This window comes from Ruegeria sp. G12, from assembly GCF_056533565.1.
Genome location: NZ_JBQFOO010000011.1, coordinates 92219 through 106993, shown reverse-complemented (window position 1 = coordinate 106993; position 14775 = coordinate 92219). Strand labels below are relative to the sequence as shown.

Here is a 14775-nt window from a genome sequence, read left to right as displayed (position 1 = left end):
TCCATCAAATATCTAGATATGAGAGCTTCTTACATCAGTTCACGAACGTCCGTAAGACGTCCTGTGAGTGCCGCTGCGGCTGCCATGGCGGGGCTCAGCAAATGAGTGCGCCCGCCGCGCCCCTGACGCCCTTCGAAGTTGCGGTTCGAGGTCGCGGCACAGCGCTCGCCCGGTTGCAATTGATCGGGGTTCATCGCCAGACACATTGAGCACCCGGCCAGACGCCATTCGAACCCGGCCTCTTTGAAGATGTCGGCCAGACCTTCTTCCTCGGCCTGCGCCCGAACAAGACCCGAGCCCGGAACGACCATGGCGCGCATGCCATCCTTGATCTTCTTGCCCTTCAGGATTTCCGCCGCGGCGCGAAGGTCTTCGATGCGGCCATTGGTGCAGGACCCGATAAAGACGGTGTCGACCTCGACATCGCTCAGCTTTTGGCCGGCTTCCAGACCCATATACTCGATAGACCGGCGGGCCGCATCGACCTTGCCGCCTTCGAAATCTTCGGGGTGTGGCACAGTAGCGGTGATCGGCAGAACGTCCTCGGGGCTGGTGCCCCATGTGACGACCGGCGCGATATCTTCGCCGCGCAGGGTCACGACCTTGTCGAAATGCGCCCCGTCATCGGTGTAAAGCGTTCTCCACCAGTCCATCGCCGCTTCCCATTGCGCGCCTTTCGGGGCGTGGGGGCGGCCTTTAACGTATTCAAAGGTGGTCTCATCCGGCGCGATCAGGCCCGCGCGGGCACCGCCTTCGATGGCCATGTTGCAGACGGTCATGCGGCCTTCCATCGACAGATCCCGGATCGCTTCGCCGCAATATTCGATGACATAGCCGGTGCCGCCAGCGGTACCGGTTTCACCGATCACGGCAAGAGTGATGTCCTTGGCGGTCACGCCCGGCTGCAGTTTGCCGGTGATCTCGACCTTCATGTTCTTGGATTTCTTCTGGATCAGTGTCTGCGTGGCCAGAACGTGTTCAACCTCAGACGTCCCGATACCATGGGCCAGCGCGCCGAACGCACCGTGGGTGGCAGTGTGGCTGTCGCCGCAGACCACGGTCATGCCTGGCAGGGTCCAGCCCTGTTCGGGGCCGACGATGTGGACGATGCCCTGACGGACGTCATTCACCGGGTAGTAGTGAATGCCGAAATCCTTGGCGTTCTTGTCCAGTGCCTCGACCTGAATGCGCGATTCAGGGTTTTCGATCCCGTTCGCGCGGTCCGGCGTGGTGGGCACGTTGTGGTCCGGCACCGCGATGGTTTTCTCCGGCGCGCGCACGTTTCGGCCTGCCATGCGCAGACCCTCGAAGGCTTGCGGGCTAGTGACTTCGTGCACCAGGTGGCGGTCGATATAAAGCAGGCAGGTGCCATCATCGGCTTCATGCGCGACATGGGCGTCCCAGATCTTGTCATAGAGTGTTTTGGGGGACATTGGTCCTCTCCCGTGTGTAATGAGAAATAGCTGGCGAGTTGGCTCAGGCGACGGGTAGGCGCGCCAGGACCGTGCGGGCGGCACCAAAGAACCGTTCGCGCAAACGCGCGCGGTCTTCCAGATTCTGTTCTTGGGCCACATTGAGTCTCATGCCGGTTCAGATATAGACACTGGTCGAATCTATCAAGGTCCCGCGCGCGCCCGCAGATGCCATCAGGGCACATTCGTGCGAGCGCTCTGCGCGCGTTCATTGAAATGTCATGGGGCGCTTGTTACCTTGTAAGTGTCCCAGCGTCGGGGATTTGACGGCGCGCAGCAAAGGAGGACTATGTCCTGTCTCTACATACCCAGGCGGGTTTGCCCGCCGAAGACGGGGTCAAAATGATGGCCCACTCTCAGTCAATCAGCGACAAGCTGCTTGAACGCATCCTTTCCTCACTTTCCGATGACAAGGCCGAAGACGTTGTGCAGATCAACCTGCAGGGCAAGTCTTCTGTTGCGGATCACATGGTGATTGCCTCGGGTCGGTCGACCCGTCAGGTCTCGGCCATGGCGGAAAAGCTGACGGATCGCATCAAGCAGGAATTCGGTTTCACCTCGAAGGTCGAAGGCAAGGATGCCGGCGATTGGGTCTTGATCGATACGGGCGACGTGATCGTCCATATCTTCCGCCCCGAAGTGCGTGAATTCTATCAGCTGGAAAAGATGTGGCTGCCTCAGGGCGGCAGCGCCTCGGCGAACTGAGGCGCCATCCCGGCCCGTATTGAAGGGCCGGAGGCGAGAGAGACATGCGTATCAGCATCGTTGCGGTCGGGCGATTGCGCGCCGGACCCGAGAAATCCCTGCTTGACGATTACCTGACCCGATTTGACCGGACCGGCCGTTCGCTAGGCCTTGGTCCCGCGCGGGTGATTGAGGTTGAGGACAAGAAAAACGCAGGTATGGGGGCCGAGGCCGCCTTGCTGCGCAAGGCGCTGCCCAAAGGCGCGGTCATCTGCACTTTGGACGAGCGCGGGCGGGTCATGTCCTCGCCGGAATTCGCCAAGAAACTGGGTGGCTGGCGCGATGCCGTGCGGCAGGATCTGGCGCTGATCATCGGCGGGGCGGATGGAATAGAACCCAGCTTGCGGGCTGAGGCCGATTTTTCGATCTCGTTTGGGGCGATGGTCTGGCCCCATATGCTGGTCCGTGTGATGTTGGCCGAGCAACTTTATCGGGCCGCAACCATCTTGTCGGGTGGCCCCTATCACCGGGTCTGACATGGCGCAGCTTCTGATCGTTTACCATTCGCGTACAGACGGAGCACGGCAGATGGCCGAAGCAGCGGCCGAGGCTGCGCAGGCCGAAGCGGACACGATCCTGAAAGTCGCTGATCAGGCTGGCCCCGATGATCTGCTGGCCGCCGATGGCTATATCTTCTGCGCGCCCGAGAATCTGGCCGCAATTTCGGGTCTGATGAAGGAATTCTTCGACCGCAGTTACTATCCCGTGCTGGGCCGGATCGAGGGTCGCCCCTATGCCCAGATGATCTGCGCCGGGTCCGACGGGCAGAACGCCGCGCGCCAGATCGCCCGCATCGCAACCGGCTGGCGGCTGAAAGAGGTGCAGCCGCCGCTGATCCTGTGCACCCATGCGCAAACGCCCGAGGCTGTTCTGGCCGAAAAGACCATTCCGCAGGATGAACTGGACCAATGCCGCGAGATCGGCGCGGCGCTGGGCGCGGGTCTGACGTTGGGCGTGTTCTAGTTCAAATCAACCACGAAGGTCTCTTTAGCCCAGCCATCCGCATTGGTGCGGGCCTGCACCTGTACCTGAGACGTGCCCGCTGGGATCGCGACACCACTGAGGGATCGGGTGAAGGGCTGTTCGTTTTCATGCGGGTGATGCAGCACGCGCATTCCCAACTCGGTTCCCTCCATATCCAACACGCGCCAACCGTCGGCATAATCATCCCAACCGGTTTCCGGGTGCGAGACGGTCACGTCGAATCGCCACGTATCGCCGCTTTGCCGGGCGGTGACGTTTTCGATCACGGGATCATCGGCAAGGGCGGGGCTGGCCAGAAGGGCGGCAAGAATCACATATCGCATGGCGTGAATATACGCAGGGTTGCGGGGCGGCTCGATCACGTCTCTGTGTCCGGCGGCAGGGTCGTCAATACGCCCAGCGAATGCGACGCGAACTCGCGCCGGTAGAGCACGCCCAGCGTCAGCACCGACCCGATCATCAGGGCCAACGGCCCCAGAATCCACGCCACCGAAGCCAGCGCGAAATAGGTGGCCCGCAAGGCCCGGTTAAAGCTGCGCGAGGCGGTGACGCAGATCTCAGCCGCCTGCGCGGCGCGGGGATAGGCGCGCGGGTCGGTTTCATCGTTCGGCACGGCCGCCATCAGCACCGAGCAATAGCCAAACAGGCGGTGGGCCCAGACATATTTCAGAAAGGCGTTGGACAGAAACAGCAGCATGATCAGGATCTTGATCTCCCACACCAGCGCCGGCGCGCTGCCGATGGCAAGGTCCTTGGCAACCCCGGCCAGACGCTCGGTATTGCCCAGCAACGCCAGCGCGCCGCCAATGCCGATCATCGTGGTCGAGGCAAAAAACGTGCTGCCCTGCCGCATGTTGCCGATCACATGGGCGTCGAACATGCGCGGCTGCCTGGTCACCATTTCGCGCATCCAGTTGCGGCGGAAATCGTCCATGATCATCGACACCGATGGTTTCCCGGCGGGCGCGTTCTCGATCCGCCAGCCGATCAACTGCCATGCCCCCACCAGCACGATGATGGCCACATAGTCGAGCGGAGAAAACAGCAATGCACGGTCGATCCAGGTCATGGGCCGGACAGTAGGGTCCACGTTGACAACTTGCCAGATCGAAAAATTGGTAATATTATTTTACCAAATTGGAGGATTGATGATGGAAATGCCCCGGCCAAACCCTGCGGTGCTGTCCAAAAAGCTCAGCGTTCTGGCGCGCCTGCAACAGGTTCTGCCAGACGATGCGGTTATCCATGATCCGGCGGAAACCCGCGCCTATGAATGTGATGCTCTGACAGCCTATCGCTGCCCGCCGATGCTGGCGGTGCTGCCTTCGACTACGCAAGAGGTCTCGGACGTTTTGCGGATCTGCCATGACGAGGGCGTGCCGGTGGTGCCGCGCGGCTCGGGGACCTCGTTGGCGGGCGGGGCGCTGCCGACGGCGGATTGCGTCATTCTGGGCGTCGCGCGCATGAATGAGGTGCTGGAAACCGACTATGACAACCGCTTCATCCGCGTTCAGACCGGCCGCACCAATCTGAGCGTGACCGGCGCGGTGGAGGAAGAGGATTTCTTTTACGCACCCGACCCGTCCTCGCAACTTGCTTGTGCCATTGCGGGCAATATCGCGATGAACTCGGGCGGCGCGCATTGCCTGAAATATGGGGTGACGACCAACAATCTGCTGGGTGTCACAATGGTCTTGATGGATGGCAGCGTGGTCGAAATCGGCGGCGCGCATCTGGATGCGGGCGGGCTGGATTTGCTGGGTGTGATCTGCGGGTCCGAAGGGCAGTTGGGCGTCGTGACCGAAGCCACCCTGCGCATCCTTCGCAAGCCCGAAGGCGCGCGGCCCGTTCTGATGGGGTTCGATGACAACGAGGTTGCGGGGCAGTGCGTTTCGGACATCATCAAGTCCGGTATCCTGCCTGTGGCAATCGAGTTCATGGATACCCTCTGCATCAGGGCCTGCGAAAACTTCGCGCATGCAGGCTATCCGGATTGCCATGCTTTGCTGATTGTCGAGGTCGAGGGCTCTGAGGCTGAGATCGACGATCAATTGTCCAAGATCATCGAGATTGCCAAACGCCATAACCCGGTCGAACTGCGCGAAAGCCAGTCCGCCGAGGAAAGCGCGAAAATCTGGCTGGGGCGGAAATCGGCCTTTGGCGCGATGGGGCAGATGAACGACTATATGTGTCTGGACGGCACAATCCCGGTGTCCTCGCTGCCTGAAGTGCTGCGCCGGATCGGCGAGTTGAGCGCCGAATATGGCCTGCCGGTGGGCAATGTGTTCCACGCGGGGGATGGCAACATGCACCCGCTGATCCTGTTCGATGCCAACAAGCCCGGCGATCTGGAGAAATGCGAGGCGTTCGGGGCGGATATCCTGCGACTCTGCGTGGATGTGGGTGGGTGCCTGACCGGAGAGCATGGGGTGGGTATCGAAAAGCGGGACCTGATGTCGCATCAATACGACCCCGCCGATCTTGAGGCGCAGATGGCGGTCAAGGATGTGTTCGACCCCAAATGGTTGCTGAACCCGGCCAAGGTGTTTCCGCTGGATGTGTCCGAGTCCCGGCGCGCGGCTCGGGTGGCTGCCGCATGAGGGGCCAGCCCCTCTTGGCCCTGCGGGCCAATTCACCCCGCCGTATTTTCAAACAAGAAGAAGCGATATGAGACCTGAGACTGAGGCCGAACTTTCCGAGATCGTGGCCGGGCTAAATGGGCCCGTGCGCATTGTTGGCGGGGGAACGCGCGGCGTGACCGGGCCGGGCGCGACGCTTGAAACGTCCGGGCTGAGCGGCATAACCCTGTATGAGCCCGGCGCGCTGACTTTGGTGGCGGGGGCGGGCACTCCGGTTTCTGAGATTGAGGCGGCGTTGACCGCAGAAGGTCAGCAGCTTGCTTTTGAGCCTGCGGACTATCGGGCGCTGCTGGGCACGTCCGGTGAGCCGACCATTGGCGGGGTTGTGGCGGCCAATATCTCAGGCCCGCGGCGCATTCAGGCCGGGGCATGCAGGGACTTTCTGCTGGGTGTGCGTTTTGTCGATGGGCTGGGGCAGGCGATCAAGAACGGGGGCCGGGTGATGAAGAACGTCACCGGTTACGATCTGGTCAAGCTGATGGCCGGGTCCTGGGGCACGTTGGGGGTGCTTTCGGAGGTTTCGCTGAAAGTGCTGCCGAAGCCTGAGGCGGTGGCGACGCTTGGTATTTCGGTCACGCATGCGGGGACGGCTGTTCAGGCGCTGTCAGCAGCCCTTCGATCGCCATTCGAGGTCAGTGGTGCTGCGTATGATCCCGAGGCCGTTCAGGCGTTTTTGCGGCTCGAAGGGTTTGCGGAGTCGGTTGCCTATCGGGCTCGGCAGTTGCAGGCGGAACTGGGTGGGTTTGGCGAGGTTTCGGAAATCGGAGAGTCCGAAGCGCTTTGGTCATCAATTCGCGATGTAAATGGTTTTCAGGGACGCGAAGGGGATGTCTGGCGGATTTCGGTCAAGCCCGGCGACGCCCCGGAAATCGCCGCGCGGCTAGAGGCTGAGAAGCTGGTGCTTGATTGGGGTGGCGGTTTGATCTGGGCTTTGGTTTCCAAAGGCACGGATGTTCGGGCGCGTCTTGGTGCCTTCGCAGGCCACGCAACGTTGGTGCGGGGGGATGCGGCGCTGGGCCGGTTTCAGCCGGAGTCTGAGGCGATTGCCTCCCTGACACAGGCCATAAGGCATAAGTTCGATCCGCGCGGGCTCTTCAACCCGGGTCTGATGGGGTAGGGCGATGCAGACGACATTCACCGAAAAGCAGCTTCAAGACCCGGCGACCCGGCGCTCGAATGACATCCTGCGCAGCTGCGTGCATTGCGGGTTCTGCACAGCGACTTGTCCGACCTATCAGGTGCTGGGCGACGAACTCGACAGTCCTCGGGGCCGTATCTATCTGATCAAGGACATGCTGGAAAACGAGCGTGTGCCGGATGAAAAGACCGTCAAACATATCGACCGCTGCCTGTCTTGTCTGGCTTGCATGACCACCTGCCCCTCGGGCGTGCATTACATGCATCTCGTCGATCATGCGCGGGAATATATCGAAAGCACCTATAAACGCCCGTTTTCGGACCGGGCGCTGCGGTGGGTTCTGGCGCAGATTCTGCCCTATCCGATGCGGTTCCGCTGGGCCTTGATCGGGGCCAAGCTGGGCCGTCCTTTCCGGTTTCTGATGCCCGATGCGCGACTGAGGGCGATGCTGGAGATGGCGCCGAAACATATCCCTCCGGTCAGTCGCAATGACGATCCGCAGAGCTTTGCGTCCGCGATCCCCCGCAAGAAACGCGTGGCGCTGATGACGGGTTGTGCGCAAAAGGCGCTGAATACCGACATCAACGACGCCACGATTCGGCTGCTGACCCGTCTGGGGTGCGAGGTTGTGGTGGCCGATGGGGCGGGATGCTGTGGTGCGCTGACCCATCACATGGGCAAAAGTCGAGACAGCCATGCCGCAGCGGCGGCCAATATCCGGGCCTGGACGCGCGAGATGGATGGCGAGGGGCTGGACGCTATTGTCATCAACACCTCGGGCTGCGGCACGACCGTCAAAGATTACGGGCATATGTTCCGCAACGACGCGCTGGCAGATGATGCCGCGCGGGTGTCCGCCATTGCCAAGGATATCAGCGAAGTGCTGATGCAACTGGACATGCCGGAACAGACGGATCAGGGCCTGACTGTCGCCTACCACGCCGCCTGTTCCTTGCAGCATGGCCAGCAGATCAAGACCTATCCCAAGGACTTGTTGAAGCACGCCGGATTCAAAGTGGTTGAACCCGCCGACAGCCATCTCTGCTGTGGCAGTGCGGGCACCTATAACCTGATGCAGCCCGAGATTTCAGGGAAGCTGAAACAGCGCAAGGTCAAAACGCTTGAGGCGAAACTGCCCGACCTGATCGCGGCGGGCAATATCGGGTGCATGATGCAGATTGGGTCAGCTACGGAAATCCCGATCCTGCACACGGTTGAGTTGCTGGATTGGGCGACCGGCGGCCCCGAACCGCGCGCGTTACGGTCGAGGGGCGGGCTCGACCCGCAGGTTCCGATCCTGCGCTGACGCGGGCGGGCATCAGGTGGGGCTAAAATTCGGCCTTGTGGCCCTCGCCCTATTTTTGCCGCAGGCGGCGCATAAGGCTGGTGTCTCGGATTGAACACCGGAGAAACCGCGTGCGCCACTGGATCATGGCTGTCGCGCTGAGCGTGCTGCCTCTGGCGGCCACAGCGCAGGATACCAGGCTGGAGAGCCTGGACACCACCGATTCCGGTCGCGACTGGATGGCGGTCGGGCGGCTGGATATCGAGGGCAACGCGTTTTGCACGGGTACTCTTGTCTCGCCCACGCTGGTGCTGACCGCAGCCCATTGCCTGTTCAACAGGGCGACCGGAAAGCCTGTGGATCCGGCGGAAATCGAATTTCTGGCGGGCTGGCGTCTGGGCCGGGCCCTTGCTTATCGAACCGCGCGGCGGGCGGTTATTCATCCGGATTACCGGTTCAGCGCCACCGCGACCCCGGACCGGGTCAGCAGTGATGTGGCCCTGATCGAGCTGTGGCAGCCGATCCGCAACACATCCGTTGTGCCGTTCGAGACCGGGGATCAGCCGACTCGGGGCGAGGATGTGGGCGTCGTCTCATACGCCCATGACCGGGCCGAGGCCCCGTCGCTGCAGCAGGTCTGTTCGGTCATGAACCGCTATCCGGGCGTTCTGGTGATGTCCTGCAATGTTGATTTCGGCTCATCCGGTGCACCGGTGTTTTCCTTTGAAGGATCGCGCCCCCGGATCGTTTCCGTCGTGTCGGCCAAGGCCAGCCTGGACGGGCAGAACGTGGCGATAGGAACGGTGGCCGACAACTCGCTGCAACTTTTGCAGGCCGAGCTTGATGCAGGGCGCGGGTTCGGCGCGTCCTCAGGGGGACAGGGGGCAGGTAAAAACGTAGGTGCGAGGTTTATTCGGCCATGACGAAATTTTTCCTGGGCCTGTTGCTGGGCCTGTCTATCGCCTCAACTGCCGTTCATGCTCAGGCCGAAAAGCGCAAGCTGACCGACCGAGAGGATCTGTATGGGTGGGAAGCCATCGGGCGTCTGGATGTGGGCAACCGGTCCTTCTGCACCGGCACCCTGATCGCGCAGGATATCGTTCTGACCGCCGCCCATTGCGCTGTCGACACAAGAACGGGGAAAGCATACACGCCCGGCGAGGTCACCTTTCGCGCCGGGCTGAGCAACGGCACCGCACTGGCCGAGCGCAAGGTCGTCCAGATTGCGGCGCATCCGAAATACGGCGCCAACGATCCGCTGTCGCCCGCAAGCATCCGCGTCGATGTGGCCCTGATGCGGCTGGAAGAGCCGATCCCCTATTCGATCGCCGACCCCTTTGCCCTGCACAGCGGCCGGGTTTCGGGGTCCGAGATCAGCCTTGCCTCATACGGGCGCGGGCGGTCCGAGGCCATCACACGCGAACGCTCCTGCCGGATTCTGAACCGGCGGTTGGGTCTGATCATTTTCGACTGCGACATCACCTTTGGCTCGTCCGGTTCGGCCATTCTGGCGAGAAACGGCTCGCGCTGGCAGATTCTGTCGGTGGTGTCTGCGGTTGCGGTGCACGAGGGGGTAAAGGTCGGATTCGGAATGGAATTGTCCAATGTCGTGTCCGAACTGAAAGCCATTCTGCGCCGTGACGCCCCCCAGCCCAAGGCCGCGATCCGCCGGTTGCAAGTGGGGACGGGCAAGTCCAGCTCGGGCGCGAAATTCATCGGTGTTGGCGGGTCTTGAACTAGGCCAAATCGCTTCCCATGTCAGGTTTACCGGATCGCCACAAACGGGGTCCGGTCTTGATCACCGCCCGTCCATTCGGAGGGCACATATCGTAAATCGCTCAAGCATGAGGATACGACACATGCGTAGTTTTGACTTTGCACCGCTGCACCGCGCCACCATTGGGTTCGACCAGATCGCCGACATGATGGATCGCGTTCTGACCAACGACGTGGCCCAGCCCAGCTACCCGCCCTACAACATCGAAAAAACCGACGCCGATGCCTATCGCATCTCGGTTGCTGTCGCCGGTTTTTCCGAGGCCGATCTGTCGGTCGAGGTGAAGGAAAACGCCCTGATCGTCGCCGGCAAGAAAGCCGCCGAGGACAAGGACCGCTCCTATCTGCACCGCGGCATCGCCACCCGCGCGTTCGAGCGCCGCTTTGCCCTGGCCGACCACGTCCGCGTCACTGGTGCCAACCATGAAAACGGCATGCTGAACATCGACCTGAAGCGCGAGGTGCCCGAGGCCCTGAAGCCGCGCCGGATCGAGATTTCCTCGGCCAATGCCATCGAAAAAGACGTGGTTGACGCCAAAGCCGTGAACTGAGGCTTTTGATCAAAAAGCGACAATCCTCTCCTCCCTGGATTGTCGCACCAAACGCCCCGCGTACCTCCAGACGCGGGGCGTTGTATTTTGGGGTGCCGGGATGTTCGCTAGGCGGATGTAGCTGCTGTTAAGTTGGCGTCTTTCAATTCGACTTCCACAGCTTTGACAGCCAGCGTTCAGAAATAAAAATTGCCAAGACCCACAACACAAATCCAATGTTCAGTTCAGTGTTTCCCCAATTTGGGAAGGCCAAGTATCTGAGAAGAAAGAAAATAGCTGGAACGCCTACAATCACGCCACACAAAACTGCAGTTCTGCGAACAACATTGGAGATCTTGACCATACCAACCAACCTCATTTCGTCAGAACTTATGATTGAATTTTGTTTAGGTCAATTTCGAGCTCAAAGCTGACGTAAAAAGCAAAAGGACCCCGCACAATTTTGCGTGGGGTCCACCAGCGATTTGCAAGCGGGTTCAGTTCCCAGCCGTCACCGACCCGATCGACCAGAACATCGTCTCGCCCGAGGCGTCATCAACACCGTCATTGTCGGTCATCACAAACGCCTCGCCCGAGGGCAGGATGGCCAGACCTTCGATCTTATCCAGAACGTAGCCTCCGGTCGAGGTCAGGTCGGGCAGCAGGTCGCGGACCTCCTGCTTGCTGACCACGGGCAGGGGGCCGCCCAGCGGGGCCGGGGTCATTTCGGACAGCGGGATACGGTAGACCTTTTTGGTCACGGCGCGGTGGTCGTGCTGGTTGTCGCGTTCGATGACATAGACATGATCGCCGAAGGCCACGATTTCGGACAGGCCGACCCAGCCTGTGTCCGGCTGCGCTTTGGGATAGTGCACGGCACCCCATTCCTTGGCTTCAAGGTTGTAGGCGACCAGTTTCACGTGGTTTTCCGGGTCGTCCTTCCATTCGCGCTGAACGGCCATCCACAGGGTGTCGCCGACCTTGGTGATGCCTTCGAAGCCAAAGCGCTTTTCGACCGCCATCAGTTCCGGCGGCAGGCCGATCTCGCCTTTGCGGTCCTTGATCAGACCATCCGCTGACACGTGGTAGATCGCGTGCGGGATCACACGGTCGGTGCGGCCTTCCGAGGCGACGTAGAAGCCGCCATTGCCGTCCAGCGTGATGCCCTCAAGGTCCAGCTTCTGCGCCGGGTTGCCGTCCTGACGGTGGATGCGGATTACGTCAATAATGCGGGCGGGTTGCTGGCTGGGGTCGATCTTGAAGATCGAGGGCTGGAAGCCGTAAAAGCTGTCGTTGACCGCATAGATCATGCCGTCCTCATCGGCGACCAGACCGGAGAGAGCACCCCATCCGATCAACTCATCCGCGCCTTCCGAGGTCAGATGCGGATAAGCGGCGGGGGCGTCCTGATATTCAAAGATCGAGACATGCGCGCGCGGGCCGCCATCTTCGATCAGGTCCTTTTCGTTGGCCGAGATCAGCAGGTTACGCTCTGGGATCGCAACATAACCTTCCGGACCAACGCCCGAGGGCAGCAGTTGCTTTAGCACCGGGTTGGCTGGATCAGTGGCGTAATAGACACCCACGACCGAGGCACGCTCGGCCCCCACGAAGATCATCGGTGTGCCGCCGAACGTGGCTGCGGTCACGCTTTCGGGCTCAACCCCTTTGCTGTCCGAGCGTTTGTCGGGGTAGTGGCCGATCTGGATGATGGCTTTCTCGAACTCGGTGCCGTTTTCGTAAACAACGGTGCCGTCCTTGTGGAAGATCGTCCAGCCGCGCGAGCCGCCTTCGTAATCGCCCTCATTGGCGGTGGTGAAGTGGTTTTCGTCGATCCATTTCACCGCGTCCGGTTCACGCAGGCGACCCGGCTGGCTTTCGGTGAAGATCAGCGCGCCGCGCTCGTCGGTGGCGTCGAGGCCTTCCAGATCCACGCTGCCTGCCGAGAAATGGCTGATCACATTGCCGTCCTTGTCGACCACCGCGATGTGGTTGTTTTCCTGCAGGGTGATGACGGTTTCGCCAAGCGCGTTGATGTCCACGAATTCAGGCTCGGGGTCGGTGGGTGCAATCTCGGCCAGACCGGTCAATGACGCCATTGTCATACCCGCGCAATCCAGCGCGCCACCTTTCAGCGGCACCAGCGCCAGTTACCCGGCGGGCAGTTGCGGGATGATGCCGTCGTTCAGGTCTTCGTCACGCTCATTTTCAATCGCCACAGCGACAAAGCTGGCATCGGGGGCGATGGCGACGCTGTCGGGCTGGCCACCCAGATCACAGGCACCGGTTTCGGCCTTGCCCGCGATATCGACCGAGATCAGCTTGCCCGAAGGCGCGGTGTAGCTTTCCGAGGTGTTCACGCCGACAAAAGCCGTCGCGCCGACGATTCCAACCGAGGTCGGCTCGCCGCCCACCTCCATCGCACCCAAAGGCGCAGGGTTCTCGGGGTCGGTGATGTCGACCATGCCAATCACGCCCAGCGGGCTGTCGGTATAGACCAGCGTCATGCCATCCGCGGTCGCCGCAATGATCTCGGGCGAAGTTTCGCGGCTGGTATCCGCCCCCTCGGCCATGTTTTTAGCGACGGGAAAAGACGCAATTCGGTTGAAATTCATCTCTGCCACAGCCTGACCGGCGGTCAGGGCAAGGGCAGATGTCAGGCAGACATGGCGCAATGACATCGGGTTTATCCTCTCCTACTTGGACGCAAGTGGGATGAACCGGCTTTGTTGCGGGACTGTGACGGTTTTGATTCAGTTTGGTGACAAACCGCGCCGGGCGTTGCCGTGAAACCGCGCCTGTCTGAAACCACTCGCCGCGCGGTTGTTGCCGCTATCTTTTACCGGGTGAATTTGCCAGTCTTTGCGGGAATTTAGCCCCCAAGGGGATGTAAATAGGCGTAACATTACCTATCTTATTGGGTAGATAAACAAAAAAAGGGATAGCAGATGTCGAACCAGCAATTCGAAGCTTTGATTCAGGAAACGCAGACCAAGGTGCGCGAAAGCCAGTCGCAGATCGAAGGGCTGACCTCACGGATCGAAGCGGCGCGGGCCAAAATTGGCACGGCTGAGGCGGATATCGACATCGAAAACGCCACGCTCGAGGATGTGCATGCCCATACCGAGGTGATGAACGCCAATATCGCCGAGCTGATCATGGGGCTGGACGACGTCACCAACGCGTTTTCCAAGGATTTCGACGAAATGCGCTCGAAAACCGGATGGGAGAGCTTTGTGGGCGTCTTCTCGAAAGGCAAATCCGAGTCGATGCGGCAGGAGCGGATGCGCACCGCCAATATCGACGACAAGCTGCAGGACCTGATCGCCAAATCCGACGTGATAGTGAAACTGCTGGAAGGGCAGCTGTCAGTGCTGGAGGAACAGCGCGTGAAGGTCGAGGATAACCTGACCGTCACTTTGGATGATCGCGAGGCGACCGTGGCTGAACTGGAGGCCTTGCGCACTGAAATTCAGGGTATGGACCCGACGATTATCACGTTGGAAAACAAGATCAGCGTCGAACAGGACGCAGCTACCCGCACCCAGCTGGAAACCGAGCTGGCCGAGCTGAACAAGCAATACAACGCCAAGGTTCAGGACGAGCAGGTCAAACTGGCCAAGTCTCAGACGCTGGAGCGTTATATTGAAAAGGGCAAGACCTGGGTCGACTCACTGCAGAACCAGGCGGCGACGCAGATGGTGCTGATCAACAAGCTGCAGACAGACACGCAACAGCGCGTGGTGCTGTATGACGCCCTGACCAAATCGCTGAAAACCGCGCAGCAGCAGGATGTGGCCCACCGCATCAACGAGATCGGCGTGCAAACCGACCAGGAGGCGCAAACCGCCATGGCCGCCATCGGCACCGCGACCAACCAGAAAATGGCCGACATGCTTGAGGCGCATGAGGACCACATGGTCTTTGCCCGCGACGTGTTGGAGAAAAAGGCCAAGGCGGACGAACGCTTCGCCCGTCGCTTTGCCTCGATTGTCGAGAAGCATGATAAGAATTTGTATGGCGGATGAAGAGGTTTAGCCGAAGCGACGTCAGATTAATTCGGCTAGGACTTGTTCTCGTCGTCTGGCCGATCCTGATCTATGGGCTGTTAGAACTGCTGAATAGTTCGGGTGCAGACGGTGAACTTTACGAGACGCTCGGCCTCCTGACCTTGTATGTCGGGCCAGCTAGCGTAGGTGTCGGGCTT

Annotated in this window: 14 protein-coding genes and 1 pseudogene; 10 read left to right on the top strand and 5 right to left on the bottom strand. The window is 60.6% G+C overall.

The window, feature by feature from the left end; all coding sequences use genetic code 11:
- Positions 1-29 precede the first annotated feature (29 nt).
- Both leuC and ACR0JN_RS20490 read right to left on the bottom strand, forming a co-directional pair.
- Positions 30-1433: a 3-isopropylmalate dehydratase large subunit gene (gene leuC, locus ACR0JN_RS20495; protein WP_480888333.1), complete on the bottom strand. Its 1404-nt coding sequence runs from the start codon at positions 1431-1433 to the stop codon at positions 30-32.
- Between the two features lie 43 nt (positions 1434-1476).
- The gene (locus ACR0JN_RS20490; protein ID WP_224857982.1) at positions 1477-1572 is read right to left on the bottom strand and encodes an isopropylmalate isomerase; all 96 of its coding nucleotides are present in this window, start codon (positions 1570-1572) and stop codon (positions 1477-1479) included.
- 242 nt (positions 1573-1814) lie between these two features.
- Here ACR0JN_RS20490 and rsfS point away from each other — a divergent pair, with 242 nt between their 5' ends.
- From rsfS to ACR0JN_RS20475, 3 genes are read left to right on the top strand one after another with little or no spacing between them, the layout of a single operon-like run.
- The gene (gene rsfS, locus ACR0JN_RS20485) at positions 1815-2177 is read left to right on the top strand and encodes a ribosome silencing factor (protein ID WP_050605604.1); all 363 of its coding nucleotides are present in this window, start codon (positions 1815-1817) and stop codon (positions 2175-2177) included.
- 44 nt (positions 2178-2221) lie between these two features.
- The gene (gene rlmH / locus ACR0JN_RS20480) at positions 2222-2692 is read left to right on the top strand and encodes a 23S rRNA (pseudouridine(1915)-N(3))-methyltransferase RlmH (RefSeq protein WP_480888332.1); all 471 of its coding nucleotides are present in this window, start codon (positions 2222-2224) and stop codon (positions 2690-2692) included.
- A gap of 1 nt (position 2693) precedes the next feature.
- A complete protein-coding gene (locus ACR0JN_RS20475; protein ID WP_480888331.1) occupies positions 2694-3179 on the top strand; it encodes a flavodoxin family protein in 486 nt (161 codons plus the stop codon).
- Here ACR0JN_RS20475 and ACR0JN_RS20470 read toward each other — a convergent pair.
- Together ACR0JN_RS20470 and ACR0JN_RS20465 are read right to left on the bottom strand one after the other, a co-directional pair.
- On the bottom strand, positions 3176-3523 hold the full coding sequence (locus ACR0JN_RS20470; protein ID WP_480888369.1) for a hypothetical protein: 348 nt from the start codon (positions 3521-3523) through the stop codon (positions 3176-3178). The genes ACR0JN_RS20475 and ACR0JN_RS20470 overlap by 4 nt on opposite strands.
- 35 nt (positions 3524-3558) lie before the next feature.
- Positions 3559-4269 (bottom strand): DUF599 domain-containing protein, encoded by a 711-nt coding sequence (locus tag ACR0JN_RS20465; protein ID WP_480888330.1) that lies wholly within the window; start codon positions 4267-4269, stop codon positions 3559-3561.
- Between the two features lie 82 nt (positions 4270-4351).
- Here ACR0JN_RS20465 and ACR0JN_RS20460 point away from each other — a divergent pair, with 82 nt between their 5' ends.
- From ACR0JN_RS20460 to ACR0JN_RS20435, 6 genes are all read left to right on the top strand, one after another.
- The gene (locus ACR0JN_RS20460) at positions 4352-5800 is read left to right on the top strand and encodes an FAD-linked oxidase C-terminal domain-containing protein (RefSeq protein ID WP_480888368.1); all 1449 of its coding nucleotides are present in this window, start codon (positions 4352-4354) and stop codon (positions 5798-5800) included.
- Positions 5801-5867: 67 nt separating this feature from the next.
- Positions 5868-6956 (top strand): FAD-binding protein, encoded by a 1089-nt coding sequence (locus ACR0JN_RS20455; RefSeq protein WP_480888329.1) that lies wholly within the window; start codon positions 5868-5870, stop codon positions 6954-6956.
- A 4-nt stretch (positions 6957-6960) separates the two neighbouring features.
- Positions 6961-8283: a glycolate oxidase subunit GlcF gene (glcF, locus tag ACR0JN_RS20450; protein ID WP_480888328.1), complete on the top strand. Its 1323-nt coding sequence runs from the start codon at positions 6961-6963 to the stop codon at positions 8281-8283.
- A 110-nt stretch (positions 8284-8393) separates the two neighbouring features.
- Positions 8394-9185 carry a trypsin-like serine peptidase gene (locus tag ACR0JN_RS20445; protein ID WP_480888327.1) on the top strand — a complete coding sequence of 264 codons (792 nt, stop codon included), beginning with the start codon at positions 8394-8396 and terminating at the stop codon, positions 9183-9185.
- Complete coding sequence (locus ACR0JN_RS20440; protein ID WP_480888326.1) at positions 9182-9997, top strand: trypsin-like serine peptidase; 816 nt, start codon at positions 9182-9184, stop codon at positions 9995-9997. The genes ACR0JN_RS20445 and ACR0JN_RS20440 overlap by 4 nt, the downstream gene beginning before the upstream one ends.
- Positions 9998-10121: 124 nt before the next feature.
- The gene (locus ACR0JN_RS20435) at positions 10122-10589 is read left to right on the top strand and encodes an Hsp20 family protein (protein WP_480888325.1); all 468 of its coding nucleotides are present in this window, start codon (positions 10122-10124) and stop codon (positions 10587-10589) included.
- A gap of 476 nt (positions 10590-11065) precedes the next feature.
- On the opposite strand, the pseudogene ACR0JN_RS20430 reads toward ACR0JN_RS20435, so the two are convergent.
- Positions 11066-13249 (bottom strand): annotated as a pseudogene (locus ACR0JN_RS20430) (esterase-like activity of phytase family protein).
- A gap of 267 nt (positions 13250-13516) precedes the next feature.
- Between ACR0JN_RS20430 and ACR0JN_RS20425 the strand changes: the two are divergent.
- Positions 13517-14596, top strand: a complete 1080-nt coding sequence (locus ACR0JN_RS20425) for a hypothetical protein (protein WP_480888324.1) — start codon at positions 13517-13519, stop codon at positions 14594-14596.
- Positions 14597-14775: the final 179 nt, after the last annotated feature.

Coding starts and splice junctions, on each gene's coding strand:
- leuC (WP_480888333.1), bottom strand. CDS start 1,433: ATGTCCCCCAAAACACTCTATGACAAGATCTGGGACGCCCATGTCGCG.
- rsfS (WP_050605604.1), top strand. CDS start 1,815: ATGATGGCCCACTCTCAGTCAATCAGCGACAAGCTGCTTGAACGCATC.
- ACR0JN_RS20455 (WP_480888329.1), top strand. CDS start 5,868: ATGAGACCTGAGACTGAGGCCGAACTTTCCGAGATCGTGGCCGGGCTA.
- rlmH (WP_480888332.1), top strand. CDS start 2,222: ATGCGTATCAGCATCGTTGCGGTCGGGCGATTGCGCGCCGGACCCGAG.
- ACR0JN_RS20470 (WP_480888369.1), bottom strand. CDS start 3,523: ATGCGATATGTGATTCTTGCCGCCCTTCTGGCCAGCCCCGCCCTTGCC.
- glcF (WP_480888328.1), top strand. CDS start 6,961: ATGCAGACGACATTCACCGAAAAGCAGCTTCAAGACCCGGCGACCCGG.
- ACR0JN_RS20460 (WP_480888368.1), top strand. CDS start 4,352: ATGGAAATGCCCCGGCCAAACCCTGCGGTGCTGTCCAAAAAGCTCAGC.
- ACR0JN_RS20440 (WP_480888326.1), top strand. CDS start 9,182: ATGACGAAATTTTTCCTGGGCCTGTTGCTGGGCCTGTCTATCGCCTCA.
- ACR0JN_RS20435 (WP_480888325.1), top strand. CDS start 10,122: ATGCGTAGTTTTGACTTTGCACCGCTGCACCGCGCCACCATTGGGTTC.
- ACR0JN_RS20475 (WP_480888331.1), top strand. CDS start 2,694: ATGGCGCAGCTTCTGATCGTTTACCATTCGCGTACAGACGGAGCACGG.
- ACR0JN_RS20425 (WP_480888324.1), top strand. CDS start 13,517: ATGTCGAACCAGCAATTCGAAGCTTTGATTCAGGAAACGCAGACCAAG.
- ACR0JN_RS20465 (WP_480888330.1), bottom strand. CDS start 4,269: ATGACCTGGATCGACCGTGCATTGCTGTTTTCTCCGCTCGACTATGTG.